Consider the following 16,502-nt stretch of genomic DNA (forward strand, 5'->3'; position numbering starts at 1 on the left):
ACTTAATACAACAGCCCTTCAGTTCGATACTGAAGGGCTGTTGTTTTATTATATATCGATTAATAAATATATGGATCGTCATCTTTTTTCTTTTTATCTTCTGAATTAAACTGATTTTGTTGATGATTGTTACCATCTAAATGATTATGGTCATTTTGGAAATTCACATCTTCAAATTGATGATTTTTATCTTTTCTCACTAATAACATAATACCTGCAATAATTAATACAAGGAATGAAATAACGTTAAAGATGAGTATTGAAACAAGACCACCAAGTATAGCTGATATACCAGATAAAATTCTTTGTTTTTTTACAAATACTAATGCCACTATTGCTAATACAATACTGATGATGAGAATAACAAGCGCATAATTCGTAAAGCTACTCATAATAGTTGATAATTGATCCGAAGATATTTCATTTTGCAAATCTGGATTATTTTGCACTTGTCGCTCAAATTCCATTTTAAATTCAGCAGTATTTGAAAAAGATTTAGTTATAAATGCCAATACAATTCCAATTAATGAGAATACGGCACCAACAACGAGTAATATATATTCTGTTGTTCTTTTCATGTAAACCCTCCTAAAATTTGTCAATTACTATTATCTCAATCTGAATTTTATTTATCAAGTTTATTATCGTTTTTTTCTATATTTTGTTCATCTTTATTTTTTTCTTCGAAATATTTTTTCTGTTGTTGCATTCTTTTTTCGTAATTCTTTCTTCTTTCAATTGTTGCATTAGGTTTTACTTTTTTAGGTTTCTTTTCTTTTTTCAGTTTATCAGGTTGAACTTGATACTCATCTGATTGAGTTGTTTCATAATTGTATGGATCTTCATGTCTTTGACCAATATTCTCTTGTTGATCAATATCTGACTGAGCTGCATCATCTAAGTCTTCAACATTTGTCTCTTCTTGTTGATTTCTTTGTTTTTTATTTTGATGCTTTTTACTACGAGAAAGTACTTCCTCACTATGCGTCGTTTCAGTTTGTTCTACTTGGTCAACTTGTGCTGAACGTTCTTTCTCTTGTAATGGTTCTTCTACATGTTCTTCTCGATATTGCTGTTTAGGTTCAACTTGCTGACGTTCTCTTGGCTGTGGTTGAATATTTTCGCGTTGATTTTCATAATAAGGTTGTTGTGGTGCCATACCTTGAACTGGTAATATTTTATCTTTTCTTACGAATAATAAAATACATACAATAAAGAAGAATAATGGTACAAGCACAATAAATAATGGAATTGTAATAATTGCTAAAAGTAAAAATACAAAAGCAGAAAATATTCTCCATCTCATTAAAACTAAACCAATAAATGAAAATATTAAAACAATAATCAAGTAAATTATAAATAACCAAATACCATTTTGAATATTGAGTGCTACTTCACTAGCAGACATTAATTGTCCATTAGTCGTAATATTAATATTTAGTCTATTAATTAACGTTTCTAGCCTAGTTATATTTTCTGGATTATTTAATACGACAAGTGCAGCAAATAAAGATAAAGCTGTTATGCCCAATAATATAATCCAAGCAAACCAGCCGAGAAATTTTTCTACACCTCTACCAACTGGCTGTCTCACATGTTCTACATATGAATTCATCATGTTTACCTCCTAATAATGAATTGGTTTTAATTATAACAAAAAAAGGGCTTTGTTTCTCACAAAGACCCTTTATAATGACTAATTAAGCGACATTTTAAATTTTAAAAAGGCTTCATTATACGCTGCTATATTTTCTTTTCCCAAATCTTCATAAACTTCAAGTTTATTTCTTACTGAAGAATCAGGATAGAAACGCTCATCTTCTCTAACACTCTTATCTAAAAGATTATAAGAAGCTTTGTTTGGCGTTGCATATCCAACCCATTCTGCATTTTGCTTTCCATTCTTTTCTTCTAATAAGAAGTTAATAAATTTATGTGCTCCATCAACATTCTGTGCTGTCTTAGGTATAACGATATTATCAAACCATAAGTTTGATCCTTCTTTAGGTACGACGAAATCCAATTTATCATTTTCAGTCATGATATCAGCTGCCATACCACTCCATACAACGGCTACATCCGATTCATTCTGAACCATCATTGTATTAATTTCATCACCAACAACACCTCGAACATTAGGTGATAACTTAATTAATTTATCTTGTGCTTTTTTCAGTTTTTGTTTATTCGTTTCATTTAAACTTTCATTCATACTATTTAATGCAAATCCTATACCTTCTCTTGATCCATCAACGATTAATACATCATCTTTAAGGCGTTTATCCCATAGACTATTCCATGTATTAAAGTTGATCCCTTTCGTTGTTTCTGGATTATACAAAATGCCTACTGTTCCCCAGAAATAAGGTACGGAATATTTATTCCCTGGATCAAATGGTAAATTCATAAAATCTTTATCAATATTTTTTAAATTCGGTACTTTTTTATGATCAATCGGTATTAATAATTTTTCTTTTTTCATTTTTTCAACAGTATACTCACTTGGCACTGCAACATCATATGCTGTACCACCGTTTTTAATTTTAGCCATCATCGCTTCATTTGAATCAAACGTTTCGTATACAACTTTAATACCTGTTTGTTTTTCAAATTTTTTCGTCAAATCTGGGTCAATATATTCTCCCCAGTTATATACATAAATGACATTCTTTTTCCCTTTAGAAGGAGGCGGATCAATTAATTTAGTAGATAACATTAACAATGCACCTACAACAATTGAGATGCCGACTAACTGCATTAATTGTTTCATCTTATAATGCCCCCTCTTTTTTCAAGTCTTTTTTGTTGGCTTCTTTTTATGAAATAATATCCTAAAATCAGTATCATAACTAACGCAAATAGTAATGTAGAAATCGCATTGATTTCCATCGTAATACCTTTTCTAGCCATTGAATATACTTCAACAGATAATACGCTAAAGCCACTACCTGTCACAAAAAAGCTCACTGTAAAGTCATCTAATGAGTACGTAAGTGCCATAAAGAATCCACCAATTGCACCAGGTAGAATATGAGGTATCACAACTTTAATAAGTGTTTGCCATGAAGTTGCACCTAAATCTTTAGCAGCATCGATCATAGATGTATTCATATCATATAGTTTAGGAAGTACTAAAAGCACGACTATTGGTACACAAAATGCTATATGAGATATTAAAACTGACCAGAAACCAAGCCCCATACCTGTATAGTGACCAATAACAGTAAATAATAGTAAAAATGATGATCCGATTACAACATCAGAACTTACCATTAAGATATTATTCAATGTTAATAATCCGACTTTTAATTTTTTATTTCTTAAGTAGTAAATACCTATAGCGCCACATATTCCGATTAAAGTAGAAATACTCGCGGCCAACAATGCAATCGCAATGGTATTCACGATAATCACTAACAATCGTTTATTTTGAAACACTGATGTGTAATGATCAAATGTAAAGCCTTTAAAGTGCGTCATATTACCTGCACCGTTAAATGAATAAAATATTAAGAAAAAGATAGGCAAGTATAGAAATATAAGTATGATTGTAAAATAAATTTTTCCTGTTAATTTCATACTATACCTCCTTATTCTCTGATTTAGATTTCGTAATAATTAGTATCAGTGCCATAGCTAATATTAAGAACACAGCTATCGTAGAACCCATACCATAATTTTGTGTAACTAAAAACTGTTCTTGAATTGCTGTACCTAAGTTAACAACTTTATTACCTGCGATTAAGCGTGTAATCATAAATAATGATAATGCCGGTATAAATGTAATTTGGATACCCGTTTTCACACCTTCTAATGTTAAAGGCACGATGACATTTTTAAATGTTGTAAAACTATTTGCACCTAAATCTCTTGATGCTTGTAATAAATTCTCTGGTATTTCATCCATTGAATTAAAGATTGGTAACAGCATAAATGGAATATAAATATAAACCGAAACAATGATAAACGCTGTACTTGTAAATAATAATTCTGTTGATGGTACATGAAATACACTTAAGATTTTATTTAATAAACCATCATGACTAAGAATGCCGATAAAAGCATACGTTTTAAGTAACAAGTTAATCCAAGTTGGTAATATAATAAGTAATAATAATATATCTTTATGTTTCGCATTTCTAAGTGTTAACGCTAAAGGATAACTGATCAATAAACAAAAGAAAGTAATAATTAATGCATACCAAGCTGAACTTAAAGTCATTTCTAAATAACTACTTGTAAAAAAGTTTTTGTAATTCTCGAATGAAAAGTGTCCATGAATATCAAGTAATGATGCATAGAAAATCATAGCAATCGGAACGATAATAAATAATACTATCCATATCATGTAAGGTACGAGTAATAGTGATTTTATTTTATGCATGTTCCTCATCCTCATAGCTTTCAATTCGACGATCAAATTCTTCTTCAGTTTCACCTGGCAACATAATATGAATCGCTTCTGAATCAAAATCAAGTCCTACTGTTTCACCGATTGTTGCTTTTTTCGTCGTTTGGATAATCCATTCATTTCCTTGCGCATCATAGCAACAAATTTCATAATGAACACCTCTAAATAATTGAGAATCAACTACTGCAGAGATACGACCTTCATTCTCTGATTTAATCGTGATATCTTCTGGACGAATCACGACGTCAACTTTAGCATCTTTTTCAAATCCAGCATCTACACATTCATAAGGAATACCGTACATTTCAACAACATAATCACGTTTCATGACACCTGTAACGATATTAGATTCACCAATGAAATCTGCAACGAATTTATTAATAGGTTCGTCATATATGTCGACAGGCGTACCACTTTGTTGAATTTTACCGTCTTTCATAACAAATATGTAATCACTCATTGCTAATGCTTCTTCTTGGTCATGTGTAACAAAAATAAACGTAATACCTAATCGTTGTTGCAATTCACGTAGTTCATATTGCATTTCCGTTCTTAACTTTAAGTCTAAAGCTGATAATGGCTCATCAAGTAAGATAATTTCAGGTTCATTCGCAATTGCTCTAGCAATCGCAACACGTTGCTTTTGACCACCACTCATTTCAGTGATTTTACGTTGTTCATATCCTTCAAGTTTCACTAATTTTAATGCTTCTTTTACTTTAGTTTGAATATCTTTTTTATTTAACTTTTTTATTTTTAGTCCAAATGCTACATTGTCGTATACATTTAAATGAGGAAATAATGCGTAATCTTGGAACACAGTATTAACTTTCCTATTATTTGCTGGCACTTTATTAATAATTTTATTATTAAACAAAATATTACCTTTAGTTGGTGTTTCAAATCCTGCTATCAATTTTAAAATAGTTGTTTTACCACAACCTGATGGACCTAATAATGTATAAAATTTACCTTCTTCAATTTCAAAACTGACATCATCTAATACTTGCGTGTTGTTAAAGTTCTTTGAAATGCCTTCGAACTTTATGATTGGTTGTTTCATGCCTTACCTCCTATAAATACGATTCTGTAGCTACAATCAATACTTCAGCATCTTTGCTAGATTGATTTAAAAACTGATGCGTTTCATGCGCTTTAAAATAAAAACATTCTCCACTTTTAGCAGTATATGTTTGATTCCCTATATTCAAAGTTATGAATCCTTTTTTTACATATGCAAATGTTTCAGAATTTGATGGGCTAAATGCTTTATATTTAGATCCACTTTTTAAAGTGATAATTACAGGTTCCATTTCAAATTCATTTGAATCTGGAACGAGCCATTTTATTTTGTAACCTAAATCATATTCATCATATATTGTGTGTTCTTGTTCAGTATAATGTATACGAGCTTGATACAATTTCTCATTAAAAAACTCACTCGGTTCAACCCCTAATACATCTAAAATATTCAAAAAAGTTTCCATAGATGGTGAAGATAAATTTCTTTCTAATTGAGAAATATAACCTTTAGATAAATCTGTACGCTCTCCAAGTTCTTCTTGTGTTAGGTTCTTTTGATACCTTAAATTTTTAAGTTTTTCTCCTATATTCATAAATCCCCCAAGAAAGTGTAATGTTTACTTTTACTAAACATTAAGTTTAGTACCTTTAATAAAATAACAGAAATCATTTTATAGTTCAACACTTTTTGGGGGATTTTATAATATTATTTAACTGAAATCGTTGTCGCTTCTTTATTCTCTTTTAAAGCTTTAACAACTTTATAGCCATCATAACCACTTTCTTCTTTGAAAGCTTTATAAAAATTATTCTCATCAGCTTTACCAGGAATAATTTTTTTGAAGTTTTTATATGCTTTGTCTAATTGTTCTCTATTTGCTTCACTTTCATATGCATCTTCTATAAGGTTATAAAATACCATCACTTCGAGAATCTCATCTTGCGACCAATCCACAACTATTGGATAACTATACTCCATGTTTTCTACTCCTTTACAAAAAAAGGCTGGGACATAAATATGTCTCAGCCTTATATTTTTATGATTACATTGTATGGATAGGTGTTCCTAATGCTACTTCTGCAGCTTCCATAGAAATTTCACCTAATGTTGGGTGAGCATGAATTGTTAATGATACGTCTTCAGCAGTCATACCTGTTTCAATTGCTAAACCTAATTCAGCAATGATATCTGAAGCGCCTGTACCAGCAACTTGTGCACCAATTAGAAGACCATTTTCTTTTAAAGTGATAAGTTTAACGAAACCAGCAGTTTCATTTAATGCTAATGCACGACCATTTGCAGCAAATGGGAACTTAGCAGCTTTAATTTCTAATCCTTCTTCTTTAGCGCTAGCTTCTGTATAACCTACTGTAGCTAATTCTGGCTCAGTGAAACATACTGCAGGAATACCTAAGTAATCTACAGCTGATTTTTCACCAGCAATTGCTTCAGCAGCAACTTTAGCTTCATAACTTGCTTTATGAGCAAGTGGAGGTCCAGCAACGATATCACCGATTGCATAAATATTGCTAATTGAAGTACGGCTTTGTTCGTCAACTTCAACTAAACCACGATCTGACATTTTTAGACCTAATTCTTCAAGACCTAATTCATCAGTATTTGGTCGACGTCCTACTGTAACTAATACATAGTCAGCATCGATTTCTTTTGTTTCTCCGCCAGCTTCGTAAGTAACTTTAACGCCGTTATCAGTTTCTTCAGCTGATTTAGCCATCGCTTCTGTTACGATTTCTACACCTTTAGCTTTAAGACCTTTTTTAACGATTTGAGTCATTTGCTTTTCAAATCCGCCTAAAATATCTTTAGCACCTTCAAGGATTGTTACTTCAGAACCAAAGTTAGCATATGCAGTACCTAGCTCAGATCCAATGTATCCGCCACCTACTACTACTAATTTTTTAGGTACTTCTTGAAGTGATAATGCACCTGTAGAATCGATTACACGTTTACCAAATTTGAAATTAGGAATTTCGATTGGACGTGAACCAGTTGCGATAATAGCATTTTTGAAAGTATAAGTTTGAGATGCTTTTTCAGTCATAACTTTTAAGTTATTTTCATCTACAAAATATGCTTCTCCGTTAACAACATCGATTTTGTTACCTTTCATTAATCCAGCTACGCCGCCTGTTAATTTTTTAACTACGCCATTTTTGAATTCTTGAACTTTTTCGAAGTTTAATGCTACTTTCTCAGCTACAACACCCATATCTTCTGAATGTTGAGCGTTGTGGAAACGGTGTGATGCTGATAATAAAGCTTTAGATGGGATACAACCAACGTTTAAACATACGCCACCTAATTCGCCTTTTTCAACGATTGTTACTTTTTGTCCTAATTGTGCTGCACGAATTGCTGCAACATATCCACCAGGACCTGCTCCAATTACAATAGTATCTGTTTCAATAGGAAAATCTCCAACTACCATTTTTACCCCTCCATTAATAATAATTCTGGATTATTTAATAATCTCTTAATATGGTTCATTGCATTTTGTCCAGTAGCACCATCAATTTGTCTGTGGTCGAAACTTAATGATAGTGATAATACAGGTGCAGCAATAATTTCTCCATCTTTAACGATAGGTTTTTGAGCAATACGACCGATACCTAAAATAGCTACTTCAGGATGGTTGATTACTGGTGTAAACCATTGTCCACCTGCTGAACCGATATTACTTATCGTACATGTTGCGCCTTTCATTTCGTTAGCTTGTAGTTTACCGTCACGTGCTTTAACAGCTAATTCGTTAATTTCATCAGAAATTTCGAACATTGATTTGTGATCAGCATTTTTAACTACTGGTACTAATAAACCACGATCAGTATCCGCAGCTATACCTATATTATAGTAATGTTTATGAACAATTTCACCATTTTCTTCATCAAATTCAGTATTTAATGCTGGGTATTTCTTAAGTGCAGATACTAATGCTTTAACAACATATGGTAAGAATGTTAATTTAGTACCTTGCTCAGCAGCAACTTCTTTGAATTTTTTACGGTGATCCCATAATTCTTGAACATCAATTTCATCCATTAATGTTACGTGAGGTGCAGTATGCTTAGAGTTAACCATTGCTTTAGCAATTGCTTTACGCATAGCTGGTATTTTCTCACGAGTTTCAGGGAATTCTCCTTCTGGTACTTGTGGAGATTGTACTGTTTGTGTATCTTCAGATGAAGTTTGAGCTTCTTCTTTAGCTGGTTGCTCTGTAGTAGCGCCACCATTTAAGTAAGCTTCAACGTCTTCTTTTAAGATACGGCCATTTTTACCTGAACCTGAAACAGCTTTAATATTTACATCGTTATCACGAGCAAATTTACGAACTGAAGGCATAGCAATTACACGTTTAGACTCATCAACATTTTCTGATTGAGTTGCAGTAGTTGCTTCTTCTTTTGCTTCTTCAGCTGGTGCTTCTTCTTTAGTTTCTTCTTCATCGTCGTCATGACCTTTGAATTGTAAACCTTCTGCATCAGGTGCATCAATTTTAACAATTGTATCACCAACAACAGATACTGTACCTTCTTCAACCATAACTTCTTCAATTTTACCTGCAACAGGTGATGGAATTTCAACGACAGATTTATCATTTTGAACTTCACATAATACATCGTCTTCTTGAATTTCGTCTCCTGCTTTAACAAACCATTTTACAATTTCACCTTCGTGGATACCTTCACCGATATCTGGTAATTTAAATTCGAATGACACGATTTTTTCCTCCTAAATATTAAATCCGTATTTTAATGCGCATTAAAACTCTAATGTTTCTTTAGCTTGCGCTACGATATCTTTTTTGTTTGGTAACCAAACACCTTCAGCTTGTGTGAATGGATAAATAGTGTCAGCAGCTGCCACACGTGCAATAGGAGCTTCTAATGAAAGAACAGCTCTTTCAGAGATTTCAGCTACAACATTTGCGCCAACGCCTGCTTGTTTTTGAGCTTCTTGAACTACAATTACACGGTTTGTTTTTTCTACTGATTTAACAATTGTTTCAATATCTAATGGTTGAACAGTGATTAAGTCAATAACTTCAACTGAATAACCATCTTTTTCTAAATCTTCAGCTGCTTTTAATGATTCTTGAACCATTGCACCATAAGTGATGATTGTTAAATCTGTACCTTCACGTTTAACTTTAGCTTTACCGATTTCTACTTCGTACTCTTCTTCAGGTACTTCTTCACGGAATGAACGGTATAACTTCATGTGTTCTAAATAAACAACTGGGTCATTACTGCGGATTGCAGAAATTAATAATCCTTTAGCATCGTAAGGGTTTGAAGGAATAACAACTTTCAAACCTGGAGATTGAGCTACTAAACCTTCTAAGTTGTCTGCGTGTAATTCTGGTGTATGAACACCACCACCAAATGGCGCACGGATTGTGATTGGAGCCACTTTAGAGTTACCTGAACGGAAACGGTGACGAGCTATTTGACCAGCAATTGAGTCCATAACTTCAAATACGAAACCAAAGAATTGGATTTCCATGACAGGACGGTAACCTTCAAGCGTTAAACCTAAAGCTAGACCACCAATACCTGATTCAGCTAGAGGTGTATCAAATACACGATCTTCACCGAATTCTTTTTGTAAACCTTCTGTTGCACGGAATACACCGCCGTTTACACCAACGTCTTCACCGAATAATAGAACATCTTCGTCTCTTTTTAATTCGTTTTGAAGCGCATTGTTAATCGCTTGAATCATTGTCATTTGTGCCATGACTTATTTCGACTCCTTCTCTTTGTAAATTTCATATTGTTCAGCTAAATTGTAAGGCATTTCTTCATACATGTTTTCCATTAAGTCTGTAACTTTTTGTTTAGGCGTATTATCTGCCTCTTTAATAGCTGTTTTAATTTCTTCTTTAGCTTTTTCCATTACTTCGTTTTCTTTTTCTTCAGACCATAAGTTTTTCGCTTCAAGATATTTTCTGAAACGTACTAATGGATCTTTCTTTTCCCAATCAGAATCTTCATCAGAAGTTCTGTAACGAGTTGGATCGTCACCAGCCATTGTATGTGGACCGTAACGGTAAGTTAATGTTTCGATTAATGATGGACCTTCACCATTTACTGCACGTTCACGCGCTTGTTTAGTTACTGCATATACTGCTAATGCATCCATTCCATCTACTAATACACCTGGAATACCAACTGCTACTGATTTTTGAGCTAATGTTTTAGCAGCTGTTTGTTTGTCACGAGGTGTTGAAATCGCATAGTTGTTATTTTGGATAACGAAAATTGCAGGTGCTTTGTAAGCAGAAGCAAAGTTGATACCTTCATAGAAGTCACCTTGTGAAGAACCGCCATCACCAGTGTAAGTAATTGCAACATTTTTCTTACCACGTTTTTTAAGACCTAGTGCTACACCAGCTGTTTGGATAAACTGTGCACCGATAATAATTTGTGGACTTAAAGCATTAACACCTTCTGGGAATTGGTTTCCAATAAAGTGTCCACGTGAGAATAAGAAAGCTTTAGTTAATGGTAAACCATGCCAAATTAATTGTGGCACATCACGGTAACCAGGTAATACATAGTCTTCTTTCTCTAACGCATAATGTGAAGCTAATTGTGAAGCTTCTTGTCCAGCTGTTGGTGCATAGAAACCTAAACGTCCTTGTCTATTTAATGAAATAGAACGTTGATCTAGAACACGAGTCCAAACCATTCTTTCCATTAATTCAACAAGTTCTTCGTCAGATAAGTCCGGTAACAAGTCACTATTTACGACATTTCCTTCTTCATCTAAAACTTGAACCATTTCAAACTTAGACTCTATTTCATTTAAAGTCGCTACTGCATCGAATTGGGCTTTTTTTCTCGGAGCCATTCAATTCACCATACCTTTCCCTATATTAAATAATCATTTCTTAATCATTCTAACACAAAACTGTTTTACTGTTAAATAAAAAATACTAACATCTTAAAAACCCAACAAATCAAAGGTTTTTATGTAACTGTACTAAAACATAATATTAGCTGTACTAATACAAATTATTTATCTAAAATAGCTGAAACATCTTTCTTTTCTTGTTGGACTTTTCTTAAAGTGTTTTGATAATCTGTTACAACTTTTTCAGTCTTTTTATTAACATCAGTTAACTTAGAAGAACGATCATTTGCACCTTTTTGCGTTGCATTGTCTTTTGATAGATAACTAAATAAATCTTTTTCAGTTTTTAATACTTCTTGATAAGCATTCATTACATCATTATGTAGCTTATACTTTTCATCTAGAGCGTTCTTTAAATCTTTAGCTTCTTTTAATTGTTCTTCATCTTCTATATTTTTATAATCTTTTTTAGATGATTCATAAATGTCCTTAGATTTCTTCATTGCAGCTTTTTCATCTTTTACAATTTCTTCCCTATCTTTAACGCCGTCCGTTAATTCTTTCGCTTTTTCTTTAAAATCATCATTTTTAGCTTTATTTAATGCTTCGATTTTTTTAACTTTATCTTTTTCTGCCTTAGTCATTTTCTCATTTAAATCAACTATAACTTTTTCTTCTTTATTTGCTTTTTCAACTTTGTTATAAAAAGATTCAAGTGATTCTTTAGATTGACCACACGCTGTTAAAATTATTGAAGTCGCTAATGTTAATGTTACAAATTTCTTGCCAATCATTGGTAATTCCTCCTTTTAATCCTATCAATATGTTACTCTGTTTTTTTTATTTATACAATTAATAATAGATGTAAAAATGACCAGTTTTTGATAATATTTTATATGAGGAAGGTGCATGTAAATGATAACGATGGAAAATATTATTCGTGACGGCCACGAAACACTTAGAAAGAAAGCCGAAGAAGTAGAATTACCAGTATCGACTGAAGATAAAGAAACATTAAATGAAATGATGGAATTCCTAAAGAACTCTCAAGATGAAGATCTTGCTAAAAAATACAAATTACGTTCTGGCGTAGGACTAGCCGCTCCACAAATCAATGTTTCTAAAAAAATGTTAGCTGTATATATACAAGATGACGGAAAAGGAAACCAAATAGAACTTCAACTTATCAATCCTAAAATCGTAAGCCACAGTGTACAAAAAGCATATTTAAATGGCGGAGAAGGATGTTTAAGTGTAGACGAAGCTAAACCAGGACTCGTTCATCGTAATTATAAAATAACAATTCAAGCATACGATATAGAAGGAAATCCATTTAAGAAAAGATTCAAAGGATATCCAGCAATCGTATTGCAACACGAAATCGATCATTTAAATGGCATCATGTTCTATGACTATATTAATGAAGAAGATCCATTCAAACCACTCGATGATGCAGTAGAAATTAATTAATAAGTATGATGATAAAAGAGCGAATACCATTCAGTCGGTATTCGCTCTTTTTAATGTCATTATTCCGAATTGTGGTAATTAGAACACTGTAACTATCATTATTTCGAATTCTGGTAATTAGAACGCTGTAACTTCCATTATTTCGAATTCTGGTAATTAGAATGCTGTAACTATCATTATTCTGAATTCTGGTAATTAGAATCCGCTAACTTCCATTATTCTGAATTGTGGTAGTTAGAACGCTGTAACTTCCATTATTCTGAATTGTGGTAATTAGAACGCTGTAACTTCCATTATTCTGAATTGTGGTAATTAGAATCCGCTAACTTCCATTATTCTGAATTGTGGTATTTAGATGAGCGCTCATTTACGGACACTTCTCGGAATTCTGTCCCTAACTACCACACCACTATAACTTCTCTCCTATCAAAAAACAGTAATCTCAATCTTCCAATTGTAGATTACTGTTTTTCTGTTTCATAATTTTGTTCATTACATAAATTCATCTCTTCGTTCGATGAAATGAATGTTTTTTTCTTTTAGTGCTTTTTGAATAGCGGTTAATTCGTCCAAACTTAACCATTCTGGATCTTTGTTATGTCGAATGTAATGTGGATCTTGTTTAACGTTATTAATCATTTCATCATAGTTATAGATCATCACAACTTCATTTTTTCGAATATTAAATTCTATTCCTTTAAATTGTTTGTCAGATCTGTTTTTTTCTGCATCGATTGTTTTGATGATGCGTTCGACCTTATCCATAAAATTCACATCCTATTCATCTATCAATCCTAATTCTTTACAAGCATAGTATATACCATTTTCACTTACATGTTTCGTTTCAAAATCACAAACTTCTTTTAGTGCGTCAACGGCATTTCCCATTGCTACACCACACCCTACTTCAGTAATCATTTCTACATCATTTGGTCCATCACCGAATGCAACTACTTCGCTTAATGGGAATCCTAATTTATCACTGAGTTCTTTTATGCCTTCTGCTTTAGAACGATCATTCGGCACTACATCTCTACTTAGTGGATGCCATCTATAGAATTTCAATGCATTGAATTGATTATCGTACTTGTCATCTTCATCGTCAGCATGGAAAATAAGCGCTTGATAGACTGGGTGATCAAGATAATATGTATTGTGATATTCTGGATAATCCATCTTTAATGTTCCAAGACTTTCAGAAATGTCGTTATCACTTTCTACATTTGCATATACTGCAGTTTCACCGAAGAATACTAGAGGATGGTTATTTGCATGTGCTTTGTCTACTATGCTCGTAAGTTCCTCTTTATTTAATGGATATTTACTTATAATTTCTCCATTATATACAACAATTTGTCCGTTTAGCGAAACAAAAGTATCAATACCTGTTTCTTTAATAACTTCTTTAAACATATATGGTGCTCTACCTGTTGCAATTGCGACGATATGGCCAGCTTCTTTTAAATTTTTTATCGCATCAATAGTTGATTCTGGAATTTCTTTGTTTTCATCATAGATTGTACCATCTATATCGAAAAATATTAATTTCTTATTCAACTTTCATCGCCTCCTTGTCTCTATTCTAGTTGATAATCAATATATATGAAAGATTTAGTTAAATATCTTTATTTATCTCTAATTATCATGTAAAATGAACTTATTAAAAAGGTATTTATATATTTTCATATAATTACTTTTAAAAATGTACGGGAATCAAATTTCGAAATTGACAAACCCTAGACTTAAAAACTAGGGCTTTATTTATGTTAATTAACCTAGGAGGATTTATATATATGGCAGTATTTAAAGTATTTTATCAAGAAGACAAAAGTGAAGTAATCGTACGTGAAAGTACACAAACAAAATATTTCGAAGGACAAACTGAAGAACAAGTTAGAAGATATTTATCTGACCGTAATTACAATATCGAATTTGTCCAAAAATTAGAGGGCGCTCATTTAGAATATGAAAAGAAATCAGATCACTTTAATGTGGAGACAATCTAAATGAAGCCTTTACAAAAAAATGAAGTAGGCGTATACGCACTGGGTGGTCTCGGTGAAATTGGTAAAAACACGTACGCCCTCGAATATCAAGATGAAATCATAGTCATCGATGCAGGTATTAAATTCCCTGATGACGATCTTCTTGGTATCGATTACGTGATACCAGATTATACGTACTTAATTCAAAATAAACATAAAGTGAAAGCTTTATTTATCACTCATGGACACGAAGACCATATTGGTGGTGTCCCATTTTTATTAAAACAAATGAATGTTCCGATTTATAGTGGACCACTTGCTTTAGGTCTTATTAGAAATAAATTGGAAGAACATAATTTATTGAAGACAGCTCAATTAAATGAAATTGATGAAGATTCAGTATTTGAATTTAAACATTTCAAGATTTCATTTTATTTAACAACTCATAGTATTCCAGAAGCATACGGGATTATTGCAGATACACCAGAAGGTAAAATCGTTCATACAGGTGACTTCAAATTTGATTTCACACCTGTTGGTAAACCTGCAAATATTGCTAAAATGGCTCAACTTGGTGAAGAAGGCGTATTATGTTTGTTATCAGACTCTACAAATTCTGAAGTTCCTAACTTTACATTAAGTGAAAAGGAAGTTGGACAAAACGTAGATGAGATTTTCCGTAAATGTTCAGGTAGAATTATTTTTGCGACATTTGCTTCTAATATTTATAGAGTTCAACAAGCTGTTGAAGCAGCCGTTAAATACAATCGTAAGATCGTTGTCTTCGGTCGTTCAATGGAGAATAATATTAAAATTGGTACAGAATTAGGTTATATCAAAGTACCACCTGAAACATTTATTGAACCTAACAAAATTAATACCGTTCCTAAACATGAAATTCTTATTTTATGTACAGGTTCTCAAGGTGAACCAATGGCAGCACTATCAAGAATTGCTAATGGTACACATAGACAAATCAGCATTATTCCAGATGATACAGTTGTATTCAGTTCATCACCTATTCCAGGTAACACGAAGAGTGTAAATAGAACAATCAATGCATTATACAAAGCTGGTGCTGATGTTATTCACGGTAAATTGTCTAACATTCATACTTCAGGTCACGGTTCACAAGATGAACAAAAATTAATGTTACGTTTAATTAAGCCTAAATATTTTATGCCGATTCACGGTGAATATAGAATGCTTAAGAAACATAGTGAAACTGGTGTGAACTGTGGTGTAGATCCAGATAATATATTCGTATATGAAATTGGCGATGTCCTTGCACTTACAAAAGATTCTGCAAGATATGCTGGTCGTATTCCATCAGGAAATGTATTTGTTGATGGTAGCGGAATTGGAGATATCGGTAATGTCGTAATTAAAGACCGTAAAGTCCTTTCTGAAGAAGGTCTTGTAATAGTTGTTGTAAGTATAGATTTCAAAACGAAACAACTGCTTTCAGGTCCAGATATCATCTCTAGAGGATTTGTATATATGAGAGAATCAGGTCATTTAATTTACGATGCACAACGATTAATCAAGAAAGCTGTTATTGAGAAGCTAAACAATAATGATAAAGTAGAATGGCATCACGTTAAATCTACAATTACTGAAGCTTTACAACCTTATTTATACGAAAAAACAGCTCGTAAACCAATGATTTTACCAATTATCATGAAAATTAAATAAAACATTAAAACACCCGTAATTTCTAAAAATTACGGGTGTT

The 16,502-nt window shown here is 32.5% G+C and carries 18 protein-coding genes; 3 read left to right on the forward strand and 15 right to left on the reverse strand.

The window, feature by feature from the left end; genetic code table 11:
• Positions 1-59 precede the first annotated feature (59 nt).
• The 13 genes from LQ677_RS01905 to LQ677_RS01965 all read right to left on the reverse strand — a co-directional run bounded on the left by LQ677_RS01905 (position 60) and on the right by LQ677_RS01965 (position 12,106).
• Complete coding sequence (locus tag LQ677_RS01905) at positions 60-578, reverse strand: DUF4064 domain-containing protein (RefSeq protein ID WP_051575370.1); 519 nt, start codon at positions 576-578, stop codon at positions 60-62.
• Positions 579-625: 47 nt separating this feature from the next.
• Complete coding sequence (locus LQ677_RS01910; protein ID WP_204188699.1) at positions 626-1,618, reverse strand: DUF4064 domain-containing protein; 993 nt, start codon at positions 1,616-1,618, stop codon at positions 626-628.
• Positions 1,619-1,696: 78 nt separating this feature from the next.
• On the reverse strand, positions 1,697-2,770 hold the full coding sequence (locus tag LQ677_RS01915) for an ABC transporter substrate-binding protein (protein WP_103360512.1): 1,074 nt from the start codon (positions 2,768-2,770) through the stop codon (positions 1,697-1,699).
• Entirely contained in the window at positions 2,767-3,579 is an 813-nt protein-coding gene (locus tag LQ677_RS01920; protein ID WP_037587432.1) for an ABC transporter permease, read from the reverse strand. The genes LQ677_RS01915 and LQ677_RS01920 overlap by 4 nt, the downstream gene beginning before the upstream one ends.
• Position 3,580: 1 nt before the next feature.
• Positions 3,581-4,384 (reverse strand): ABC transporter permease, encoded by an 804-nt coding sequence (locus LQ677_RS01925; RefSeq protein ID WP_126476956.1) that lies wholly within the window; start codon positions 4,382-4,384, stop codon positions 3,581-3,583.
• On the reverse strand, positions 4,377-5,474 hold the full coding sequence (locus tag LQ677_RS01930; RefSeq protein WP_126476958.1) for an ABC transporter ATP-binding protein: 1,098 nt from the start codon (positions 5,472-5,474) through the stop codon (positions 4,377-4,379). Before LQ677_RS01930 ends, LQ677_RS01925 begins: the two co-directional genes overlap by 8 nt.
• Before the next feature lie 10 nt (positions 5,475-5,484).
• The gene (locus LQ677_RS01935) at positions 5,485-6,027 is read right to left on the reverse strand and encodes a helix-turn-helix domain-containing protein (RefSeq protein WP_239748056.1); all 543 of its coding nucleotides are present in this window, start codon (positions 6,025-6,027) and stop codon (positions 5,485-5,487) included.
• A gap of 113 nt (positions 6,028-6,140) precedes the next feature.
• Positions 6,141-6,413, reverse strand: a complete 273-nt coding sequence (locus LQ677_RS01940) for a UPF0223 family protein (RefSeq protein WP_239748057.1) — start codon at positions 6,411-6,413, stop codon at positions 6,141-6,143.
• Between the two features lie 64 nt (positions 6,414-6,477).
• On the reverse strand, positions 6,478-7,884 hold the full coding sequence (gene lpdA, locus LQ677_RS01945; protein ID WP_126476961.1) for a dihydrolipoyl dehydrogenase: 1,407 nt from the start codon (positions 7,882-7,884) through the stop codon (positions 6,478-6,480).
• Positions 7,885-7,886: 2 nt separating this feature from the next.
• On the reverse strand, positions 7,887-9,173 hold the full coding sequence (locus tag LQ677_RS01950; protein ID WP_037587422.1) for a dihydrolipoamide acetyltransferase family protein: 1,287 nt from the start codon (positions 9,171-9,173) through the stop codon (positions 7,887-7,889).
• Between the two features lie 42 nt (positions 9,174-9,215).
• Complete coding sequence (locus LQ677_RS01955; protein WP_025905175.1) at positions 9,216-10,193, reverse strand: alpha-ketoacid dehydrogenase subunit beta; 978 nt, start codon at positions 10,191-10,193, stop codon at positions 9,216-9,218.
• A 3-nt stretch (positions 10,194-10,196) separates the two neighbouring features.
• Positions 10,197-11,309, reverse strand: a complete 1,113-nt coding sequence (gene pdhA, locus LQ677_RS01960) for a pyruvate dehydrogenase (acetyl-transferring) E1 component subunit alpha (protein ID WP_025905176.1) — start codon at positions 11,307-11,309, stop codon at positions 10,197-10,199.
• A 164-nt stretch (positions 11,310-11,473) separates the two neighbouring features.
• Positions 11,474-12,106: a YkyA family protein gene (locus LQ677_RS01965; protein ID WP_196308165.1), complete on the reverse strand. Its 633-nt coding sequence runs from the start codon at positions 12,104-12,106 to the stop codon at positions 11,474-11,476.
• A 121-nt stretch (positions 12,107-12,227) separates the two neighbouring features.
• Between LQ677_RS01965 and def the strand changes: the two genes are divergently transcribed.
• Positions 12,228-12,782: a peptide deformylase gene (def, locus tag LQ677_RS01970; RefSeq protein WP_025905178.1), complete on the forward strand. Its 555-nt coding sequence runs from the start codon at positions 12,228-12,230 to the stop codon at positions 12,780-12,782.
• A 492-nt stretch (positions 12,783-13,274) separates the two neighbouring features.
• Here the strand turns inward: def and LQ677_RS01975 are convergent, their stop codons facing one another.
• Together LQ677_RS01975 and LQ677_RS01980 are read right to left on the reverse strand one after the other, a co-directional pair.
• Positions 13,275-13,547 carry a hypothetical protein gene (locus LQ677_RS01975; RefSeq protein WP_025905179.1) on the reverse strand — a complete coding sequence of 91 codons (273 nt, stop codon included), beginning with the start codon at positions 13,545-13,547 and terminating at the stop codon, positions 13,275-13,277.
• 12 nt (positions 13,548-13,559) lie between these two features.
• Entirely contained in the window at positions 13,560-14,339 is a 780-nt protein-coding gene (locus tag LQ677_RS01980; RefSeq protein ID WP_191836196.1) for a Cof-type HAD-IIB family hydrolase, read from the reverse strand.
• A 236-nt stretch (positions 14,340-14,575) separates the two neighbouring features.
• Between LQ677_RS01980 and LQ677_RS01985 the strand changes: the two genes are divergently transcribed.
• Positions 14,576-14,788 carry a DNA-dependent RNA polymerase subunit epsilon gene (locus LQ677_RS01985; protein WP_025905181.1) on the forward strand — a complete coding sequence of 71 codons (213 nt, stop codon included), beginning with the start codon at positions 14,576-14,578 and terminating at the stop codon, positions 14,786-14,788.
• Complete coding sequence (gene rnjA / locus LQ677_RS01990; protein ID WP_025905182.1) at positions 14,789-16,462, forward strand: ribonuclease J1; 1,674 nt, start codon at positions 14,789-14,791, stop codon at positions 16,460-16,462.
• Positions 16,463-16,502 lie beyond the last annotated feature (40 nt).

This window comes from Mammaliicoccus sp. Q-M61, assembly GCF_022386055.1.
Lineage (GTDB): Bacteria > Bacillota > Bacilli > Staphylococcales > Staphylococcaceae > Mammaliicoccus > Mammaliicoccus sciuri_A.

Bases quoted from the DNA above. Each gene is read 5' to 3' on its own strand.
- LQ677_RS01905 (WP_051575370.1), bottom strand. From the start codon at position 578: ATGAAAAGAACAACAGAATATATATTACTCGTTGTTGGTGCCGTATTC.
- pdhA (WP_025905176.1), bottom strand. From the start codon at position 11,309: ATGGCTCCGAGAAAAAAAGCCCAATTCGATGCAGTAGCGACTTTAAAT.
- LQ677_RS01930 (WP_126476958.1), bottom strand. From the start codon at position 5,474: ATGAAACAACCAATCATAAAGTTCGAAGGCATTTCAAAGAACTTTAAC.
- LQ677_RS01985 (WP_025905181.1), top strand. From the start codon at position 14,576: ATGGCAGTATTTAAAGTATTTTATCAAGAAGACAAAAGTGAAGTAATC.
- LQ677_RS01965 (WP_196308165.1), bottom strand. From the start codon at position 12,106: ATGATTGGCAAGAAATTTGTAACATTAACATTAGCGACTTCAATAATT.
- LQ677_RS01975 (WP_025905179.1), bottom strand. From the start codon at position 13,547: ATGGATAAGGTCGAACGCATCATCAAAACAATCGATGCAGAAAAAAAC.
- rnjA (WP_025905182.1), top strand. From the start codon at position 14,789: ATGAAGCCTTTACAAAAAAATGAAGTAGGCGTATACGCACTGGGTGGT.
- lpdA (WP_126476961.1), bottom strand. From the start codon at position 7,884: ATGGTAGTTGGAGATTTTCCTATTGAAACAGATACTATTGTAATTGGA.
- LQ677_RS01925 (WP_126476956.1), bottom strand. From the start codon at position 4,384: ATGCATAAAATAAAATCACTATTACTCGTACCTTACATGATATGGATA.
- LQ677_RS01915 (WP_103360512.1), bottom strand. From the start codon at position 2,770: ATGAAACAATTAATGCAGTTAGTCGGCATCTCAATTGTTGTAGGTGCA.
- LQ677_RS01955 (WP_025905175.1), bottom strand. From the start codon at position 10,193: ATGGCACAAATGACAATGATTCAAGCGATTAACAATGCGCTTCAAAAC.
- LQ677_RS01920 (WP_037587432.1), bottom strand. From the start codon at position 3,579: ATGAAATTAACAGGAAAAATTTATTTTACAATCATACTTATATTTCTA.
- LQ677_RS01910 (WP_204188699.1), bottom strand. From the start codon at position 1,618: ATGATGAATTCATATGTAGAACATGTGAGACAGCCAGTTGGTAGAGGT.
- def (WP_025905178.1), top strand. From the start codon at position 12,228: ATGATAACGATGGAAAATATTATTCGTGACGGCCACGAAACACTTAGA.
- LQ677_RS01935 (WP_239748056.1), bottom strand. From the start codon at position 6,027: ATGAATATAGGAGAAAAACTTAAAAATTTAAGGTATCAAAAGAACCTA.
- LQ677_RS01940 (WP_239748057.1), bottom strand. From the start codon at position 6,413: ATGGAGTATAGTTATCCAATAGTTGTGGATTGGTCGCAAGATGAGATT.